This is a genomic window from Paenibacillus sp. FSL R5-0744, assembly GCF_037972555.1.
Lineage (GTDB): Bacteria > Bacillota > Bacilli > Paenibacillales > Paenibacillaceae > Paenibacillus_AQ.
Genome location: NZ_CP150228.1, coordinates 3,760,509 through 3,779,630, shown reverse-complemented (window position 1 = coordinate 3,779,630; position 19,122 = coordinate 3,760,509). Strand labels below are relative to the sequence as shown.

At 43.2% G+C, this 19,122-nt stretch carries 16 protein-coding genes; 12 read left to right on the top strand and 4 right to left on the bottom strand.

All coding sequences use genetic code 11. The features are described 5' to 3' along the window. Positions 1 to 32 precede the first annotated feature (32 nt). From MKY19_RS16525 to MKY19_RS16505, 5 genes are all read left to right on the top strand, one after another. Positions 33 to 1,007 (top strand): S66 peptidase family protein, encoded by a 975-nt coding sequence (locus MKY19_RS16525; protein ID WP_042188804.1) that lies wholly within the window; start codon positions 33 to 35, stop codon positions 1,005 to 1,007. Positions 1,008 to 1,114: 107 nt separating this feature from the next. Beyond that, the gene (locus MKY19_RS16520) at positions 1,115 to 2,095 is read left to right on the top strand and encodes a thymidylate synthase (RefSeq protein WP_339796142.1); all 981 of its coding nucleotides are present in this window, start codon (positions 1,115 to 1,117) and stop codon (positions 2,093 to 2,095) included. Between the two features lie 52 nt (positions 2,096 to 2,147). After that, a complete protein-coding gene (locus tag MKY19_RS16515) occupies positions 2,148 to 2,639 on the top strand; it encodes a dihydrofolate reductase (protein WP_149647325.1) in 492 nt (163 codons plus the stop codon). 230 nt (positions 2,640 to 2,869) lie between these two features. Beyond that, the gene (locus MKY19_RS16510; RefSeq protein WP_339796140.1) at positions 2,870 to 4,357 is read left to right on the top strand and encodes a glutamate synthase subunit beta; all 1,488 of its coding nucleotides are present in this window, start codon (positions 2,870 to 2,872) and stop codon (positions 4,355 to 4,357) included. Between the two features lie 423 nt (positions 4,358 to 4,780). After that, positions 4,781 to 6,496 carry a proline--tRNA ligase gene (locus MKY19_RS16505; RefSeq protein ID WP_339796138.1) on the top strand — a complete coding sequence of 572 codons (1,716 nt, stop codon included), beginning with the start codon at positions 4,781 to 4,783 and terminating at the stop codon, positions 6,494 to 6,496. Between the two features lie 11 nt (positions 6,497 to 6,507). Here the strand turns inward: MKY19_RS16505 and MKY19_RS16500 are convergent, their stop codons facing one another. After that, positions 6,508 to 7,371, bottom strand: coding sequence for a pentapeptide repeat-containing protein (locus tag MKY19_RS16500; RefSeq protein WP_339265056.1), 864 nt, complete (start codon positions 7,369 to 7,371; stop codon positions 6,508 to 6,510). A gap of 186 nt (positions 7,372 to 7,557) precedes the next feature. Here MKY19_RS16500 and MKY19_RS16495 point away from each other — a divergent pair, with 186 nt between their 5' ends. After that, positions 7,558 to 9,813 carry a DNA topoisomerase 3 gene (locus MKY19_RS16495; protein ID WP_339796135.1) on the top strand — a complete coding sequence of 752 codons (2,256 nt, stop codon included), beginning with the start codon at positions 7,558 to 7,560 and terminating at the stop codon, positions 9,811 to 9,813. A gap of 89 nt (positions 9,814 to 9,902) precedes the next feature. Here MKY19_RS16495 and MKY19_RS16490 read toward each other — a convergent pair whose 3' ends face one another. From MKY19_RS16490 to MKY19_RS16480, 3 genes are all read right to left on the bottom strand, one after another. Beyond that, the gene (locus MKY19_RS16490) at positions 9,903 to 10,628 is read right to left on the bottom strand and encodes a thioredoxin domain-containing protein (protein WP_339796133.1); all 726 of its coding nucleotides are present in this window, start codon (positions 10,626 to 10,628) and stop codon (positions 9,903 to 9,905) included. 103 nt (positions 10,629 to 10,731) lie between these two features. Then, positions 10,732 to 11,478, bottom strand: coding sequence for an HAD hydrolase-like protein (locus tag MKY19_RS16485; RefSeq protein WP_076283560.1), 747 nt, complete (start codon positions 11,476 to 11,478; stop codon positions 10,732 to 10,734). Positions 11,479 to 11,514: 36 nt separating this feature from the next. Continuing rightward, positions 11,515 to 12,432 carry a helix-turn-helix domain-containing protein gene (locus MKY19_RS16480; protein ID WP_076283561.1) on the bottom strand — a complete coding sequence of 306 codons (918 nt, stop codon included), beginning with the start codon at positions 12,430 to 12,432 and terminating at the stop codon, positions 11,515 to 11,517. A gap of 162 nt (positions 12,433 to 12,594) precedes the next feature. Here MKY19_RS16480 and MKY19_RS16475 point away from each other — a divergent pair, with 162 nt between their 5' ends. The 6 genes from MKY19_RS16475 (at position 12,595) to MKY19_RS16450 (ending at position 19,101) form a co-directional block, all read left to right on the top strand. Beyond that, positions 12,595 to 13,749 (top strand): MFS transporter, encoded by a 1,155-nt coding sequence (locus MKY19_RS16475; protein WP_076283781.1) that lies wholly within the window; start codon positions 12,595 to 12,597, stop codon positions 13,747 to 13,749. Positions 13,750 to 13,839: 90 nt separating this feature from the next. Next, a complete protein-coding gene (locus MKY19_RS16470) occupies positions 13,840 to 14,565 on the top strand; it encodes an ATP-binding cassette domain-containing protein (RefSeq protein WP_076283562.1) in 726 nt (241 codons plus the stop codon). Positions 14,566 to 14,605: 40 nt separating this feature from the next. Continuing rightward, the gene (locus MKY19_RS16465; protein WP_042194029.1) at positions 14,606 to 15,883 is read left to right on the top strand and encodes a hypothetical protein; all 1,278 of its coding nucleotides are present in this window, start codon (positions 14,606 to 14,608) and stop codon (positions 15,881 to 15,883) included. Further along, positions 15,876 to 16,574: a response regulator transcription factor gene (locus MKY19_RS16460; RefSeq protein WP_042128265.1), complete on the top strand. Its 699-nt coding sequence runs from the start codon at positions 15,876 to 15,878 to the stop codon at positions 16,572 to 16,574. Before MKY19_RS16465 ends, MKY19_RS16460 begins: the two co-directional genes overlap by 8 nt. After that, on the top strand, positions 16,571 to 18,028 hold the full coding sequence (locus MKY19_RS16455) for a HAMP domain-containing sensor histidine kinase (protein WP_042188776.1): 1,458 nt from the start codon (positions 16,571 to 16,573) through the stop codon (positions 18,026 to 18,028). The genes MKY19_RS16460 and MKY19_RS16455 overlap by 4 nt, the downstream gene beginning before the upstream one ends. Before the next feature lie 11 nt (positions 18,029 to 18,039). After that, on the top strand, positions 18,040 to 19,101 hold the full coding sequence (locus tag MKY19_RS16450) for a GNAT family N-acetyltransferase (RefSeq protein ID WP_339796127.1): 1,062 nt from the start codon (positions 18,040 to 18,042) through the stop codon (positions 19,099 to 19,101). Positions 19,102 to 19,122: the final 21 nt, after the last annotated feature.

The following is a 19,122-nucleotide window of genomic DNA, read 5'->3' as shown; positions in this document are numbered from 1 at the left end:
TATTTTAAAAACTTATATAGGGAGGACAAATGATGAAACCCAATAAGTTAAAGCCTGGTGATGAGTTGCGAATCATCTCACCTGCCAGAAGTCTGTCGTTAATCGCTGCTGAACAAAGGAAAATTGCCAAAGAACAGCTGCAAAAATTAGGTTTTCGGATATCATTTTCCGTAAATTCTTTTGAGAAGGATGATTTTGTTTCCTCATCGATCGATTCTAGAATAGAGGATTTGCACGAAGCTTTTTTAGATCCGAATGTTAAAGGGATTCTTACGACCATTGGAGGCTTTAATAGCAATCAACTGCTACGTTATATCGACTATTCCATCATTGCAGAGCATCCTAAACGATTATGCGGGTATTCGGATATTACTGCTTTAAGTAATGCAATCTATGCTAAAACAGGATTAGTTACATATTCAGGACCACATTTTTCTAGCTTCGCAATGCTTCACGACAATGAATATACCACCGAATATTTCCGTAAGCTGATGATGGACAACAAAGAAATAGTGGTGAGGCCTTCGAAGCATTGGAGTGATGATGAGTGGTATCTGGATCAGGAGAACCGTGTATTTATCAGAAATGAAGGTCCGTTCATTATCAATGATGGAGAAGCGAAAGGGACAATTATCGGTGGGAACCTCTGTACACTAAATCTTTTGCAGGGAACGGAGTATATGCCAAGTTTAAAAAATTCGATATTATTTCTTGAGGATGATTATGAGTCATCGCCTGCAACCTTTGATAGGGATTTACAATCGCTGATTCATCAACCAGATTTTCAGCATGTTAAAGGATTGGTTATTGGCAGATTCCAACAAGGATCACGTATGACTAAAGAACTGTTGATCAAAATCATAACTTCGAAAGAAGAGCTATCAGACATTCCTGTCATTGCAGACGTGGACTTTGGACATACATCCCCTATGATTACTTTCCCTGTAGGTGGACAAGCCTCACTTCGTGCTTATGGGGTTAGAGTAGAGTTAAGAATATCGGAGTAGTGAATTCCTCAGATTATTAAATAAATTTAAAAAATATCTTACCTTCTACAAAAATCGGATTTTTCAGATATAATATATGAGGTGGAATATTACGGAGGTGCAGTAATTTGAATAATGAGTTAGAACAAACCTATTTGAATTTTTTACAATGTATTTTAGATAATGGTGTAAAAAAAGAAGATCGTACCGGAACGGGTACTATTAGTGTATTTGGTTATCAAATGCGATTTGATTTATCAAAAGGCTTCCCATTATTTACAACAAAACGGACACCGTTCCGTTTAATCGCAAGTGAATTATTATGGTTTATTAAAGGCGACACAAACATTCGTTATTTATTGAAAAATAATAATCATATTTGGGATGAATGGGCTTTCAAAAGATGGGTTGAATCAGACGAATATACAGGTCCAGATATGACTGATTTCGGGAATCGTTGTTTAATTGATGAAGACTTCAATCAAGTTTATCAAGCAGAGATGAAAGCATTTTGTGATCGTGTCTTAGAAGATGATGCGTTCGCAGCGAAGCATGGTGACCTAGGGAATGTTTATGGTAAGCAATGGCGAAATTGGACATCTTCTACGGGTGAATCCATTGACCAATTACAAGATGTAATTCATCAGATCAAAACAAATCCTGATTCTCGTCGTTTAATTGTAAGCGCATGGAACCCGGAAGATGTTATAAATGCTGGGGCAAAAGGGAGTAAAGCAGCGTTACCACCTTGCCACGTTATGTTCCAGTTCTATGTTGCAAATGGTAAATTAAGCTGTCACTTGCTGCAGCGCAGCGCTGACTCTTTTCTTGGAGCTAACTTCAATATCCCGTCTTACTCCTTACTTACACATTTAATTGCACATGAGTGTGGTTTAGAAGTAGGCGAGTTTGTATATAGCATTAGTGATGCACATATCTATTCAAACCATGTTGATCAAGTAAAAGAGCAATTATCAAGAGACTTAAGACCATTGCCTACCTTGGTTATTAATTCAAATAAGAAATCACTTTTTGATATCGAGCTGGAAGACCTTATCATTGAAGGGTACAATCCGCATCCTTCGATAAAAGCGCCGATCGCAGTATAAATTAATGGTTATCAAGATTTTTAATCTATATAGGTAGGAAGGAGCGTGTATCATGAGTATTAGCTTAATATGGGCAATGGGCACCAATCATGTGATTGGAAAAGATAATGATATGCCTTGGCATTTACCGCTTGATTTTGCTTATTTCAAAGCAGAAACACTGGGGAAGAGAATGCTTATGGGCCGCAAAACGTGGGATTCGCTTGGAGGGAAGCCTCTAAAGGGCAGAACAAGCTTAATTATGACTAGAGATACTGATTATGCTCCTGAAGGTGCAGAGGTTGTACACACGCTTGAGGAAGCTCTCAGCGAGGGTAGAAAAGACGATGAGCTGATGGTGATCGGCGGTGCGGAAATTTATAAGCTGATGTTGCCGTATGCTGACAAGTTGATGTTAACGCAAATTGAACAGGATTTTGAAGGAAATACCCGGTTTCCTGATATTGACTGGAGTGTATGGAAAGAGGTTTCCAATAAGAAGGGAATTCGTGATGAAAAGAATCCGTATGATTACCGTTTTCTTGTTTATGAACGTACGGAATAGCAATAAAACGTTTTCTCTGACATAACATGTGAAATAGTACAAAAAATCAGTAGATTAATCCATTACTGTGCAAAAGTAATGAGTGCTACTATAATTAAAATTAGAAATGATAATCTACAGGTATAGAATGTGCAGGTACTTCATTGCGCTGCTCACGACCATACGAAGCCGCAATATGCTACAATGTACTATACTTCAACACGAAGAGAACGGATGGGGGAAACGTAAACATGTCTACACCTACAGGTTTTATGGAGTATAAACGGCAGCTCCCAGGTGATCGGGATCCTGAGCAGCGGGTAAAAGACTGGGAGGAGTTCCACCATCATTTATCCGAGGACGAGCTTCAGACACAAGGAGCGCGCTGCATGGATTGCGGAACGCCGTATTGTCATACAGGAATTGATATGGCTGGAGGAACCTCGGGTTGTCCAGTTCATAATCTAATTCCAGAGTGGAATAATTTGGTGTACCGCGGACTCTGGAAAGAAGCCCTGGAACGTCTGCATAAGACGAATAATTTCCCTGAGTTTACTGGAAGCATTTGTCCTGCTCCTTGCGAAGGCTCTTGCACAGTGGGTCTAATTGGACAGCCGGTGACCATTAAGACCATTGAGTTAGCTATTATTGATAAGGGCTTTGAAGAAGGCTGGGTTGTACCTAATCCTCCAGAGAAACGTACAGGCAAAAAGATTGCAATCGTAGGCTCTGGACCTGCTGGACTCGCAGCAGCAGCTCAACTTAATAAGGCTGGACATACAGTAACTGTATTTGAACGCAGTGACCGCATCGGCGGGCTGCTGACATATGGCATTCCCACTATGAAACTCGATAAGAGAGTTGTTCAACGTCGTGTAGATTTATTAGCTGCAGAAGGTATTAATTTTGTAGTGAATACAGAGATTGGCAAGGATATTCCTGCTCAACAGCTAGTGGATGAGTATGATGCGGTTGTTCTGTGTGGTGGAGCTACAAAGGCACGTCGTTTTAACGTTGAAGGCAGTGAGCTTAAGGGTGTTATGTACGCCATGGACTATTTAAATGGTACGATTAAGAGCTATTTGAATTCCAATCTTGAAGATGGCAACTTTGTATCTGCTGAAGGTAAAGACGTGATCGTCTTGGGTGGCGGCGATACTGGATCTGACTGTGTTGCTACAGCACTTCGTCATGGCTGCAGCAGTATCACTCAATTTGGTACACATGAAAAAGCACCTCTTCAGCGTGATCCGATTGCTAACCCTTGGCCACAATTCCCGAATGTATATAGCCTAGACTACGCGCAAGAAGAAGCTAAAGCCATATTTGGGGATGACCCGCGTGAGTTCTCTATTATGACTACTAAATTCGTAGGTGATGATGAAGGTAACTTGAAAGAACTGCATACTGTACAGATCCGCCGGATCGTGGATGAGACAGGTCGTAAGATCTATCAACCTGTTCCAGGCACCGAAGCTGTATATCCTGCTCAATTAGCTTTGATAGCCATCGGTTTTGATGGGCCAGAACAAGATATTATTCAAGAGCTTGATCTTGAGACAGATCGTCGTTCCAATGTGAAAGCACGTTATGGTAAATTCAATACCAACGTGGATAAAGTGTTTGCTGCTGGCGATATGAGACGTGGTCAAAGCTTGGTTGTATGGGCCATCAACGAAGGACGCGAAGCTGCGCGTGAAGTGGATAAATACCTGATGGGTTCAACCGTTCTTGTTTAAAACGTTAAGATAATAATTGTCTAATAAGCCGTTTCAAAAGCAGTTTACCTGCTGGAGAAACGGTTTTTTAAATAAAGCGATGCTTGACGTAGATATCAGTATCATATAAATTAAATACATTATTCACATGATAAAAGCATTGACCAAGGATCTACGATTCAAGAAGCGTTAGAACAGAGAGGGAACCCACCGGGTGAAAGGTTCCTCAAACACGTGTGAGTGGTATCCTGCCTTGGTAGCTGTAGCGATAGTATCTACTAACCCGCTACCGGAATCGACCGTTATCCGATTTGAGGATTGCCAAATCAGAATAGATTGTATGTTGAGCTGGCAGTTAAATAAGGGTGGTATCACGACACATTCGTCCCTGACGAATGTGTCTTTTTGCATTTAGAGAGATAATTTCTGAGGAGGGTATTTAAGATGCGACAAAGCAATTTATTATTAACAACACTGCGTGAGGTGCCTTCGGAAGCGGAGACAAACAGTCATCAGCTACTGCTGCGTGCGGGGTATATCCGTCAATTAGCTGCTGGAGTATATACCTATTTACCACTTGGACGGCGGGTTCTGCGAAAGATAGAAGCGATTGTGAGAGAAGAGATGGATCATTCCGGAACGCAGGAGATTTTAATGCCATCCATGCAGCCTGCGGAACTTTGGAAGGAATCAGAACGTTATGATGTTTATGGTAAGGAGTTGATGACTTTTAAGGATCGTCATGAGCGGGAATTCATTCTCGGTCCAACGCATGAAGAAGTAGTAACTACACTTGTGCGGAATGAGATCAGCTCCTATCGTAAGCTTCCTGTTACCGTGTATCAAATTCAGACTAAGTTTCGAGATGAACGGCGACCACGTTCCGGATTGCTAAGAGGAAGAGAGTTTTTGATGAAGGATGCGTACTCTTTTGACATAAGCTCTGAAGGACTTGATAAATCATACCACCAAATGTTCGCTGCTTATCACCGGATATTTAAGCGATGTGGATTGAAGTTCAGAGCTGTTCATGCAGATTCTGGTGCAATTGGCGGAGAAGGGGGCAGCCATGAATTTATGGCACTGGCTGATATCGGGGAAGATACGATTGCGGTATGTTCCTCTTGCGATTACGCAGCCAATCTGGAGCAGGCAGAAGCTGTGCGTCCTGTTAAGAAGGAAATGAATTTCGAAGTACCAGCGATAGAGAAATTCCATACTCCAAATTTACGTACAATTGATCAATTAGAGCAGGAGTTGGAGATCCAGCCAGAGCAGATTATGAAAACATTGATCTACGAAGGTAGCGGACAATTCTTTGCTGTAGTGGTTCGAGGAGATCATGAAGTTAATGAGATAAAAGTGAGTAAATATATCGGAGCAATGGAGATCAGGCTTGCTGACTATGAAGCTGTGAAAACCTTAACGGGTGTAGAGAGTGGGTTTGTGGGGCCTGTGGGACCTCAATTAACTGTACTAGTTGATGCCGCAGTTGCTGAGATGACGGAAGGTACGACGGGAGCAGGAGAAAAAGATTATCACTTCCGTAATGTTGTACCTGGTAGAGATTTTGGGCTTGAGCATGTGGGGGATTTTCGCAATGTAGCGGAAGGAGAAGCTTGTCCACATTGCGAGGATGGCGTTCTTCATTTTCATCAAGGCATTGAAATCGGACATGTCTTTAAATTAGGTACCAAATACAGTGAGAAGCTTGGAGCTTCCTTTTTAGATCGTTCAGGCAAAAGTCAGCCTATGATCATGGGTTGTTACGGAATTGGAATCTCGCGACTATTGTCCGCAATTGTAGAACAGAATCATGATGATCAAGGAATAATGTGGCCAGTTGCATTAGCACCTTATCAGGTTCATATTTTGATGATGTCCATAAAGGACTCGGAGCAACTGGAAGTTGCAGAGGAGCTTTATAATCAACTTACTAAGCTCGGTTTTGAGACGCTGCTAGATGATAGGGATGAACGTGCTGGCGTTAAATTTAAGGATTCAAGTTTGATTGGTATACCCGTAACGCTAGTAGTCGGTAAGGAGGCTGCACAAGGTAGGGTGGAGTATCTAGAAAGAGCCTCCGCTGCGGGTAAAGAAGTCTTAGAAAAGTTAGAAGCAGTTTCTCGTATCCAAGAATTCTTTTCGCAGCGGAATTAAACTTCTAAAACTCAAACTGAAAGCCATTGTTCAGGGCGGGAAAGTGGTGGCGGTAACTTTGTGAGATCATCACCTATTGCCGCATTAATCTGACCCTGAGTTAGAAAAATGCTCTCTGATAGATCAGCGCCCCTAAGGTCTGTGTCACGGAAATCTGCACCAATAAGATCTGCACCTCTAAGATTAGCGCCTTTAAGGTCAGCGGCAATCAAATAGGCTCCCCTCAGGTTGGCGCCCCTGAGATCTGCATTTTTAAGATTTGCGCCGACAAGGTCAGCACCACGGCTGAAAGTTCTCGATGCTTTTTTTAGTTTACGACGAGCCTCAGTACGCACAAGTTCACTGACTTGCAGCAGTAACAGATTAATCTTTGCTCGATGAGCGTCAACATTCACCTTCTGTAGAGAATCAGGGTTAAGTAAAGTGAGTTGTTCCGTCTCATCGAGTGCTGTTTGCAGCTCAACATGTATTGAATGGGTTATATCTAAGTTCAATGATTCATTTAAGTACCATAGCAATTCGTGCAAATGCCACATGACCGTAAATACCTCGAACATTTGCTTTGCAGTTTTTGGATTCTTCCGCCAGTCCTCACCGGTATAAGTAACCTGAGAAAGCTTTTGCCCAGCCCCAAAACAGTCATATACAGTACAACCACGAAATCCAAGCGCTCTTAAATCTGTATGTACACCACAGCGAAAGTCTGATTGAAGGTTATGGCACGGCTGGCCAGCTGCTTTATCCATAGCAAAATCCACTGAAGCTGAAAAAGGTAGTGCGGAACAGCACAAACCGAAGCAGCTCTCACATTCTGCTTTTAAATAGTGACCGTTTTTGTCCTTATAAGGTTCTGTAAATTTGTGATTTTCAGACACGTTTTGATTCCTCCGATATATAAACCTCGTTTACCAAACTATTCTAATTCATAGAAAAGACAAAGGGAAGTCTGAATTTTACCTAGGCCTACTAACCAATCCATTAAAAAAAACCGAGGTTAATGGTATAATAGAATACTGGACGCATTTTGGACTTAAGAACGAAAAGGTAAGGAGCGATTGTTTTTGAAGACACTCATTATTGCGGAGAAACCGGATATGGGGCGGAATATCGCCGCCGCAATAGAACCGAAGGCCAAAAATTACCGTTCCTATCTTGAAGGGGAGCAGTACATTATTACTTGGGCAATAGGGCATCTAATCGGTTTGGCCGAGCCGGATGCTTATGATGTTAAATACAAAAAGTGGAATATTAATGATCTGCCCATTATTCCAGACCAGTTCAAACTGGTTCCTAATGCGCGGACAATCGACCAGCTCAAGGTAATTGGAGATCTTGCGAAACGTAGCGATCTTCTAGTGAATTCATGCGATGCCGGGCGAGAAGGGCAGCATATCTTTTCACTCATTCAACGACATTTGAAGCTGGAGCATCCTGTGAAGCGGTTGTGGATCTCGGATCTGACGCCAGAGACCATTCGCAAAGGATTCCAGGAGCTGAAGGATGGATCGGAGTACGAGAATCTAACGAAAGCAGCAAAAGCTCGCAGTGAAGCGGATTGGCTCATCGGCATGAACGGATCACGTGCTTTTACTACAAAGCATAATGTGCTGCTGTCCGTGGGTAGGGTTCAAACTCCCGTACTCGCGCTGATTTACGACCGTCAGAAGACGATTGAGGCGTTCTCTTCCCTAAAGTTTTTTGAGGTGGAGGGACATTTTACTCAGAATGAAATGACCTATAAAGGCATGTGGCAGGGGGATCGGCTGACTGACGGGGATAAGGCGGAGGCGCTGGCTGCCAAGGTCAAAGGAAAACCGGGCCGGATTGAGTCTTACGAGGTTAAGGAAACAAAAGAGTATCCAAATAAGCTGTACGATTTGACGCTGCTGCAGCGTGAGGCGAATGGAAAGTACGCTTTTTCCGCAAAAAAGACGCTTGATATTGCTCAAGCGTTATATGAAAAGCATAAGGTGATCTCCTATCCGCGGACGAACTCCAACTATGTTACAGAACAGAATATTCCTGAGATGCATAAGACGTTATCCGCGCTGCAAGGGACGGCTTATGATGAGTGGGTGAAGGGTGCGAATCGCAATCTCGTTCATAAAGGGAATAAATTCATCTGCAACCCCTCGAAGGTTGAGGATCACCACGCGATTTTGCCTACATATCGTAAAGCATCAGGACTTAGTGCAGATGAAGGAAAGCTGTATGATTTGATTGTGCGGCGTTTTTTGTCTCAGTTCTATCCGGCAGCGGAGTATAAAGTGCATACGGTGATGACCGAGGTAGAAGAGGAAAAGTTCAAAACCACAGTCAAGGAATTATTAAGCCTCGGCTGGAAGGTCATTTACGCGGACCAGAAGAAGGATAAAGCGAAGACTTCCAAGGGTAAGAACAAGGATGACGAAGAGGACGAAGAGGTCGAAGTGAACGAACCATTTTCTATTGCTCCGGCAGAAGAAGTGGTTTGTAGTGAGGCTATTGTTAAAGAGAAAGATACTCAGCCACCCAAGCATTACACAGAAGGTACGCTGCTTCGAGCGATGGAAAGTGCCGGAAAGCAGATTGAGGATGAAGAGCTTCGCGATGCTATGAAGGATTCAGGGCTTGGAACTCCGGCTACCCGTGCAGCAACGATAGAACGGCTGAAGAATGTCGGATACATCGAAATGCAGGGCAAAAAAATTGCCATCACACAAAAAGGACGAACAGCCATTGAGCTGATTCGTGGAGCGGGTATTGAGCTGTTGACTTCTCCAGAAATGACCGGACAATGGGAACGTCGTTTGAACGAAATATCGAGAGGAACGGCGTCGGACGGGCAGTTTATGGAGAATGTAAAAAGATTCGCCTGCATGATCGTAGACAAAGTACGAGTACAATCCCGGGCGTCCAAAACCTCTTTTGAAGGGGAGACGCCTTCTGTCAATACAAGTGCTAAAGGGCGAAGTGCTGGAAGTACATCTCGTAAAACCACCGACAAACCTGCGGCGCCGCGAAAGCGCAAGGCAAGTAGTGAAGAGGAATCTGCCAATTCAGGACCTAAGGTCATCGGAAACTGTCCGCGTCCCGGCTGCGGTGGAATGATTTTTATGGGTAAAAAAGGCTACGGCTGCTCTCATTACAAGGAAGGCTGTAAATTCGTGATTTGGAAAGAGAATCAAGGTCGTACACTCACGGATGCACAAGTGAAGGCGTTGATTGAGAAAGGTCGGACTGGCAAGCTAAAGCTTACCAGCGAAGACGGTACACCTCTGGAAGGCAAGCTAGTGCTTCAAAATATGGATACGGGCCAATTAGCAATTGAATCATAGTCGAACGGAAAGAATTCGTGTACGGTAAAAAGGTGTCTCTAGCCATGATGGATACATGGCAGAGACACCTTTTTAATCATGCCTTATAATTATTCAGCGGATTTAGCCAGCTGCGCTTCAACCGCTGCAGTTAACCCTTCATAGGAGGAGTCAGGAAGCAGGGTGCCGTTTACCATAAATTTAGGTGTACCATTAACCCCGTACGATCCCGCGATCTTGAAGTCTTCTTTGACGTCGAACATATAGGTATGATTCTTGAGATCTGTTTCGAATTGAGCGTAATCAATACCTTCTATGTTATCTTTGACGAAATTTAGAATGAACTTCTGTGTGGCCCATATTTTGCTCTCATCGCCTTGATTGGCGTACAGCTTATGGAGAAATTCCCAGAACTTCTCGTTGCTTTGCCTATAAATGGCTTCACCTGCACTTGCAGCAAGATAGGAATCTCGATCCAGAAAGGCAAAGTTCATGAAGAAAAGCTCAACTTTTCCGGTATCCACGTAGTCCTTAACAAACGTATCCAGATATTTCTCCGTCCAGTTTTTGCAGGCAGGACATTTGAAATCTGCAAATTCGATGACTTTGATTTTGGCATCAGGACTACCAAGATGAGGTTGCTTTTCATATTTCAGCCCATCAACAACAATGCTCCCCTTCACATCAGTGTAGTTCGGTAAACCCTCTGTACTGTCCGTCTTGTCATTTAGAATGAAGACAATAACAGCGACAAGGATTATAACAACTATACCTAAGAGCATGGGAAGCATTTGTTTGTTAGTTCGAGAATGGTTGGACTTCACTTTCTTGTTCATATCTCATCTCCTACCTCATTTAGGAATTATACAAAAATAGTATAATCATCCCAGAGGTAGAGTAGATATGTCATTTGTAACAATGTCTGAGGTTACTTTGCACCTAGAGTTTCTGCAGGGTAGCAGTACGAATAACAGGAGGCACCTCATGGATGGAGGAAATGGTCTTCACTGCTTGTTGCATTTCTTGCTCCAATTCAATAAGGTTATAGCTCCATTCATTCTGTTGCTTCAGATAGATACTGTTAATGCCTGCGGTTACTGCCGGAAGTACATCTGTACGTAAAGAGTTACCAATCATCCAGGTGCGTTTGCGGTCAAAGCCTTGCGTAGTCAAAATATTTTCAAGTGCCTCAACATTTTTATGTTGACGAATATAGATCCGGTCATCAAAGTAAGCATCTAGCTTCATTTGCTCAATTTTACGTTGTTGGATCGTATCGTCTCCACCTGTGTACAGGAATAAATGGTGACCATCCTGCTTCAGAGTATCCAGCGTTTCAACCATGCCAGGGTAAGCTTCGATTTCTTGATCATAGACGCTTAGTCCAAGCTTGTGTAACTGTTGTTCTTGAAAACGGTCCGTCGGACGATTATATTTTGCGCAGAAATAGCGGTAGGTAGCGATTAGGGATTTAGGGAAATTATCGCTGGCAAGACCACTTGTGTTGACCGTGTGCACGTCAATTTCTATTTGTTTGTCGCGTAGGTCACTGGTGCTCGGGCCAAATTCGTTAAACCAATCAGTCATTAGCTCAAAATATTGCCCTAAAATCAGATCGAAATATTTGTTGCAGTGGACCAGTGTATCATCTAGATCGAAAATCACCTGTTGTGTCATGTATTTCATATCTCTCACTCCTTGGATCTGTATCTGTATAGTGTTCTATAGATAAATATAAGACTCTAGGAACATTTGCAGCTCTGATGCGCCGTCAGGGCGAATACTGAAACGTTCATCTTGTTCACCTCTAAGATGGATGCGGAGTAGGCCGGCTACTCGTAGAATCATAAGGTGATGCATCAGCATTTCTCTGGATTGATTAAGATCTGATTGCATCTCCCACAACGACTTGGGTTCATGTGCAACATAGCGAAGCAATCGAAGTCTGGTGGGGTCGGAAAGTGCCTTGGTCATGCGCAAAAGCACCATAGGTGGTTCATTTTCGTCTTCTAAAGGTACATCTACAGGGTATTGTACGATCACCATGGTTTTGTAGAAGCAGTAGGTGTTAATCGGACGATTATGAACAGTTGGTAGTAATACAATCGTCTTTAGATCCGTGATCTCCTCGAAAACTACACCGCCAGATGCGTATTCAATTAGAGAAATGGGGTCCATTTTGCTTTCAAGCATTTTTTTCTCAGAAGCATCTTCAATTAATAGCGGTAATATTTTGTGCTCCACATGGCGGAAGTATTGCTCGTACCAGAGACGCAAGAGTGGACTATAGCTGCTCCGAATCCGAAAAGCATCTTCAATCGTAAACTCCTGAATGAGCGGAGCGATTTGCTGATAACATTCTTCTATGGAGGCTGAATCCAGATCATCTAAGAAATGCTGCACTGAAGTTGCGGGTCCTCGAATGTAAACCCAGGCATATAGCACATCATAATCCGTAAAAGGCCACTCGGCGGCTTGCATTAAAGCTGTTACCTTATGAGGAGAAATGCGATCTTCCACATCACTTATCCAGTGGGGACCAATGTCCAAATTGGAGATCCATTTTCTAGTTACATATAACATAAAACTGTCCAGCAGTTCATAAACCGGCGATACGTCGATCTTTAATTCGTACTCCATGTCTCATGCACCCCCAGGAAATCCGTAACATCTTCATATTATCTCTTGTTTTGAAGAGGGTTGTCCACTATAATGTTCGGTGTTTGCCAATTGGCGTTAGAACAAATTAGCGTTATTAATCATAGGGGGATATCATCTGTGTCAGACCGGCCAAAATTATCTATTCGAAGTAACAGCAAAATGAATTTCATGATTCTTATTACCGCTACTATAGCGGCTGGACTCAGCCAAGGAATGCTGCTTCCCGTATTATCCATTCTATTGGAGCAGAAAGGAGTTTCCTCTTCGCTTAATGGACTTAATGCAGCTGCTTTATACATAGGATCATTCGGAATGACCTTGATTGCTGAAAGAGTTCTCGGAGCGATTGGATTCAAAAAATTGATTGCTGGCGGGATAAGCTTAGTCTTAGTAAGCTTGCTTTTATTCCCCTTTTTTCCTGGAATCAAAATATGGTTTGTGTTACGTCTACTTGTAGGTGTTGGTGATGCAGCTATCAATTATGCCGCCCAGCTATGGGTGCTGCTAATGACACCTGCCGAGCATCGTGGACGAAATCTTTCCCTGTATGGGATGTCCTATGGTCTGGGCTTTAGCTTGGGGCCACTTGGAATTAGTCTGCTGCGCTTTGGTCAGGCAACACCCTTTATTGTTCTAGCTTTTCTTTTTTTGCTGGTCCTAATACTAGCCGTTACAATGCTTCCGGATTCACGTCCAGATAAAGTTGAGAGTGGAGAAAGTCAGGTACGCCGGTTTGGACGTTGTTACAGTCTAGCGTGGTTTGCTTTAATTCCTGCACTCCTATACGGTTTCATGGAAGCAAGCTTAAACAGTAATTTTCCAGTGTATGGCCTCCGGATCGGATACAGCACGGATCAAATTGCAGCCTTATTGCCTTTTGCGGGCATTGGAGGACTGTTGTTACAATTCCCGCTAGGACTGTGGAGCGACCGTTTTGGTCGAAAGAAGGTATTGATTCTTACTGGGATTGGAGGCGGGATTGCCTTCGCATTACTGCCATTAGCAGGTGACCATTTCAAAGTGACTATGGTGCTGTTGATGATTGCTGGTGGACTTGTAGGCTCCTTTTTCTCGTTAGGGCTTAGTCTGGCTGCGGACATTTTACCACGACATTTACTGCCTGCTGCAAATGTGGTTGCTTCTTTTCATTTTAGTATAGGCAGTATTATAGGTCCAGGGATCGGCGGTTTGCTCATGCAAGTCGGCTGGGGCGGGGGGATTTTCGGCTTGATGGGCGCTTTATATATCGCCTTCGGATTGCTTGGGTTATTTTTCTCGCCACGGCAAAAAATTTGAGGTAAGATAAGAACGAGTGCTCGCATGGAAATTCATCTGGCTTTCAGAGTACACTATAGATTATAGATAAAGACAGGGAGAGGCTGAACTATGATCACAGTTGAACACTTAGCCAAGGCAGTTGGGGAAGATAAGAATCCAGTTCTACAGGATATAGGGTTTCAATTAGAACCGGGTGAGTTCGTAGCAATACTTGGAGCTAGCGGTAGCGGTAAGACCACTTTACTGCGCTGTTTAGCGCTGCGTGAGAAGTGGGATAGAGGGAATTTTAGAGTGGACGGTACAGATATAATGGCGAGTGCCTTTACAGGTAAAAGAAAAATCCGCCGCGAGTGGGCATACCTGGAGCAGAATGCAGAGCTCAATCCTAACCGTACTGCATTGAAAAATGTACTGATCGGCCAGTCTTCACAAACGCCGTTATGGCGAATGGTCACTGGGATGGTACGTTCAGATGATTATATGGGTGCAATGGATGAACTGGACGCCCTTGGCCTCCTGGATAAGGCGAAGATGAAGACAAGTCAACTTAGTGGCGGAGAAAGGCAGCGTGTAGCGATTGCTAGAGCGTTGACTCACGGTGCTAAAGTGATTTTAGCGGATGAACCGGTTACGGGATTAGATCCTAAATCCGCGGAGAGTGTATTGGAAACATTGCGAAAGCTGTGTAAAGAAACCGGTCTTACGGTTGTAACGGTATTACCGATTGAATTAGCGGAACGTTTTGCTACGCGTCTATGGGTACTAGAAGATGGCAGAATTAAGCATGATATAAAGGGGCGTAGATTAACGTTCCAAGAACGTGCAAATCTTTAAATATAGGACACGGATAAGGAAAAGAGTGATGAAGTTGAATATGAGAAGTCTTAGGTGCTTTGTAGCCGCAACGCTGACGTTATCCGTACTGTCGGGTTGTACTTTCATCAGTGATCCTGTTTCTAAGATGAAATCCCCACAATTGTCTGCTGACAAAGCAACACTTATGGCTGCTATTAATTCACTTAAGCCAGCAGGTTCCACGTTGATTCGTCCGACCAATGACGATGATAGTACCATCTTTACTGAGGATCTCAATAAGGATGGAGTTATGGAGACGCTAGTGTTCTATAGGACTCCAGGTGAAGCCGTACAGATTCACGGGATGATACTGGAGAAACAGGGCGACACATGGGTCAAAAAACTTGTATTCGATGGCGACGGGTCTGTGCTGGAGTCGGTTGATTTGAAGGATATGACGGGTGATGGGAAGCTTGAAATTGTTACCGGCTATTCACAAGGTGAAGAAAAGGGTCTTGTCGTCTATAGCTATTCCAGCGGAACATTAGAAGAAGTACTTTCACATCCTTATACAAAATATATGATTGATGATCTTAATGGGGATGGAATTGAAGACATAACCGTTGTTTACTTTAAAAGAAATGAATTTGCAACCATTTCGGTCTATCAGTACAATGATGGCTTTAAGGTACTCGATAAGCTTGATAATATCGATCCTTATTTTAATAATTATTACAATATTGTTGCAGGAAAAATCTCAGAGAATAAAGAAGGAATCGTATTGGATGCTGCGGTGGATTCCCAATCTGCCTATACCTCTATTGTCGTTATGGAGAATAACAAGCTGCGTGTGGTATTACCAGGCGATGCGCGGACTTATAAAGATCGTCGGATTGCAAGTGAAGATATTGATCATGATGGCATTATTGAAATTGGATTGCTTGAGGCGCCTAAAGGATGGGAGTATTTCGATCCAGCTGAAATTCCATACTTTACCTCCTATTATAAATGGGATGGGAAAGAAGGTCTGACCTTCGCAACCCAGCTATATCATGATCCATCGGATCGATTCAATATTAATTTTTCTCCGGAATGGCATGGAAAGGTGACAGTTGATACGAAATCGGTTCTGGATAAGAACCTTAAGTTTATCATGTCAGATACCGGTGAGACGGTTGCGGAGGTTTCCTTCTTTTCTCCTTCAGAATGGGATCGCGTAAAAAATGACGGTTGGGATTTGCTTGCACGTGATGCAGACAAGGTTATCGCCTACCGCGGTAAGTTAGAACAAAGTACAACAAAGGAAGGAAGCAATAAAATTGCTTCCCCTATAGAAAGGAAGGGAATAGATGAGTAAAGTACTGATACTGGAAGATGAGGAGTCCATTCGTAGTTTTATTGTCATTAACTTGAAGCGTAATGGGTTCGAAGTGATAGAGGCTGCGGATGGGCATGAAGCTCTTCACAAGTTAACCACGATCCCTGATATTGATATCGCTCTGTTGGATGTAATGGTTCCGGGTATTGATGGATTTGAAGTATGTAGACGGGTCAGAGAAACCAATGAGCGTTTGGGTATTATTTTTCTGACAGCCAAGGTTCAAGAGCAAGATAAAGTGTATGCATTGTCTGTAGGAGCGGATGACCATGTTAGCAAGCCATTCAGCCCGACAGAACTGATTGCTCGAATTCAATCTTTGCTGCGCCGAGTGAACGTTCATCGTGAACAGTCAGCGAAAGTTTCATTCGTTTCAGGGCCATTTACCTTGGATCTTATTTCCAAACATTTTAAACGTGATAATGAAGCGATTGAACTGACACCAACGGAATTTTCGTTGATTCAATTCTTCCTCGAAAAAGAAAATACACCGCTCAGCCGCGATCTTCTGCTGGATCATGTGTGGGGCAAGGAGTATATGGGTGATCCCAAAATTGTGGATGTGAATATTCGTCGTCTGCGTCAAAAAATAGAGAATAATCCGTCAGAGCCAGAATTTTTGCAAACGGTATGGGGACACGGATATAGATGGAAAGGCCAAGTACAATGATTAAGAAGGGGATGCGCAGACAAATTGTTCTACACTACATTCTTGTAGTTTTTTTGGCGCTTCTCCTCGTAGAAGTTATCTTCCTGCTTGCCATCAGAACGTATTATTATGACAGTGTATATAGCAAGATGAAAAATCACATTACCACGGCAGAGTCGTTTTTTCATAAATACGAGCTAGATGGCGATAACAACTCGAATCAGCTGCAAGTACTGCTGGATAGATTTGAGCTGCCCAATACAGAGCTAGAAGTATTGACCATGAATGGTGACATGATTACCAGTTCGACCGGTTTTCAGCCTGATCGTACGATTACAACTAGTGACGTCCCTGAAGCGGTAGGGGGCAGCATTGGCCGCTGGGTAGGACGCCAGAGTGGTACTAACGAGAGTGTTATGGCTGTGTCCAAGATGCTGCAGGTTCACGGACGTGATACGTATATTCTTAGATATCTTACTTCACTTGAGGGTATCAACAACGATTTGCTTAATCTTACGTTACTGTCAATTGGTATAGGTGCAGCTGTTATGGCTGTAGTTATCGTGTTCAGCTTCGGACTTGCCAATTCAATCGTAAAGCCGCTCAATAACATTACGGCGGTATCAGCCCAAATGGCTAAGGGTAGATTTAATGTGCGGATTAAGGGGAATTACAAATTTGAGATTGGTGATTTGGCTTCAACGCTGAATTATATGGCTCAGGAAATTGTGCGCAGTAATCAGATTAAGGATGATTTCATCTCGTCCATTTCACATGAGCTTCGGACACCCCTTACTAGTATCAAGGGCTGGAGTGAAACCTTGGTCTCTGGTGGCTATGATCCGGAGGAGACGAAGCTTGGAGTCAGCATCATTTCCAAAGAAAGCGAACGCTTGATTGGTCTAGTAGAGGAGATTCTAGACTTTTCAAAGCTGCAGCAAAACCAAATGAAGCTGTCCATTGGGATTGTTGACGTGAAAGTGTTACTTCAGGAGACTATACTTAATATTTGGGCTAAGGCAGAGAAAAAACGGATTCACTTGCTTCTTGAATGTGAAGATGGGATCTATGTTAAAGGGGATGCCAATCGTCTAAAACAAGTGTTCTTGAATCTGGTAGACAATGCCGTGAAGTTTTCACATGAGGAGTCCAGTATAGAATTGTCTGCGAAGAGAATTTCGGCTACAGAGACTGCTATCATGGTTCGTGATAGTGGGATTGGGATTAGTGAAGCACATATCTCCAGAGTGAAAGACCGTTTCTTTCAAGTGGATGCGTTGAACGGGGGAACGGGCTTAGGTCTAGCCATCTCACAACAAATCGTGGAACTTCACCACGGGAAGCTTGAAATGGAAAGTGAGCTAGGTAGTGGAACTGAAGTTACCGTAATCTTGCCACTTACTGAGAAGCTGCCTGAAGTCAATTCAGATCATGTAGCACAAATAACAGCTACCTTACCTGAATCAGATGTCTAGGAGGTATGGAAATGGAAGTATGGGGGAATTCGATTAGAATCGTTCGTGGAGAACCTGATCGGACTGGTGATATCTTGAGGCTGCTGCAGGAAGCAGCAAATTGGATGGAACGAAATGGGATTAAGCAATGGACCCCCGGCCAATTTAACGAGAATGATATCACAGGCTATTTCACTGATAGGCATGTTTATCTTGCGATTGAAGAAGATGAAGCAGTAGTTGGAATGTTCACATTACAATTCAGTGATCCTCAATACTGGGGAAGCAAAAACGATGAGTCTTATGCATATTTGCATAGATTAGCTGTAGCGGGTTCACACCGCAGTCAGGGACTTGGTCAGCATATGCTTAAATATGCTGCGGTGCGTGCCAAAGAACTTGGCTGCAGAGGAATCAGATTTGATACCGTCGCACATAACATTAAACTCAATCGTTATTATCAGAGCATGGGTTTTCATTACATGGGTACCAACGATATGGGAAATGGTCGTTTAGTGAACCTGTATGAGCATTTTGAGGAACAACCTGATTCCGATCGTCTGATTCTTAGATTTATTTCTGAATCGGACTTTGAGCACCTGAAACGATGGAGTGTCTCACCTGAGTATCTGAAGCAATGGGCTGGACCTTCACTAACTTTTCCTCTTGACGATGACCAGCTTACTAAGTATTTAGATGGGGCTAATCATCCAGCGAATTCTGATCGCCTTATCTTCTGTGCGGTGCATGAAGCTACTCAGCAAGTCGTGGGACACATCAGTTTTTCAGCTATTGACCGGGCGAATCGATCTGCACGTATTGGCAGAGTAGTAGTAGATACTGATTATCAGGGCAGAGGCTTTGGAACAAGGATGATGAATGAAATGCTCCGGATCGGATTTGAGAGTTTGGATCTGCATCGTATTTCTCTGGGAGCTTTTGCTTTCAACACCGTTGCCCTGAAAACCTATGAAGCATTGGGCTTTAAGCGGGAGGGTGTAGAGCGCGAATCAGCGCTGTTTAGGGAGCAATATGTAGATTGTGTGGAAATGAGTATTTTAGATCGAGAATGGTTAGCGCTCCATGAATCATAAAGGTTAACTTCTAACAACCGA

Bases quoted from the DNA above. Each gene is read 5' to 3' on its own strand.
- MKY19_RS16525 (WP_042188804.1), top strand. From the start codon at position 33: ATGAAACCCAATAAGTTAAAGCCTGGTGATGAGTTGCGAATCATCTCA.
- MKY19_RS16515 (WP_149647325.1), top strand. From the start codon at position 2,148: ATGAGTATTAGCTTAATATGGGCAATGGGCACCAATCATGTGATTGGA.
- MKY19_RS16510 (WP_339796140.1), top strand. From the start codon at position 2,870: ATGTCTACACCTACAGGTTTTATGGAGTATAAACGGCAGCTCCCAGGT.
- MKY19_RS16505 (WP_339796138.1), top strand. From the start codon at position 4,781: ATGCGACAAAGCAATTTATTATTAACAACACTGCGTGAGGTGCCTTCG.
- MKY19_RS16490 (WP_339796133.1), bottom strand. From the start codon at position 10,628: ATGAACAAGAAAGTGAAGTCCAACCATTCTCGAACTAACAAACAAATG.
- MKY19_RS16485 (WP_076283560.1), bottom strand. From the start codon at position 11,478: ATGAAATACATGACACAACAGGTGATTTTCGATCTAGATGATACACTG.
- MKY19_RS16480 (WP_076283561.1), bottom strand. From the start codon at position 12,432: ATGGAGTACGAATTAAAGATCGACGTATCGCCGGTTTATGAACTGCTG.
- MKY19_RS16470 (WP_076283562.1), top strand. From the start codon at position 13,840: ATGATCACAGTTGAACACTTAGCCAAGGCAGTTGGGGAAGATAAGAAT.
- MKY19_RS16465 (WP_042194029.1), top strand. From the start codon at position 14,606: ATGAGAAGTCTTAGGTGCTTTGTAGCCGCAACGCTGACGTTATCCGTA.
- MKY19_RS16460 (WP_042128265.1), top strand. From the start codon at position 15,876: ATGAGTAAAGTACTGATACTGGAAGATGAGGAGTCCATTCGTAGTTTT.
- MKY19_RS16455 (WP_042188776.1), top strand. From the start codon at position 16,571: ATGATTAAGAAGGGGATGCGCAGACAAATTGTTCTACACTACATTCTT.
- MKY19_RS16450 (WP_339796127.1), top strand. From the start codon at position 18,040: ATGGAAGTATGGGGGAATTCGATTAGAATCGTTCGTGGAGAACCTGAT.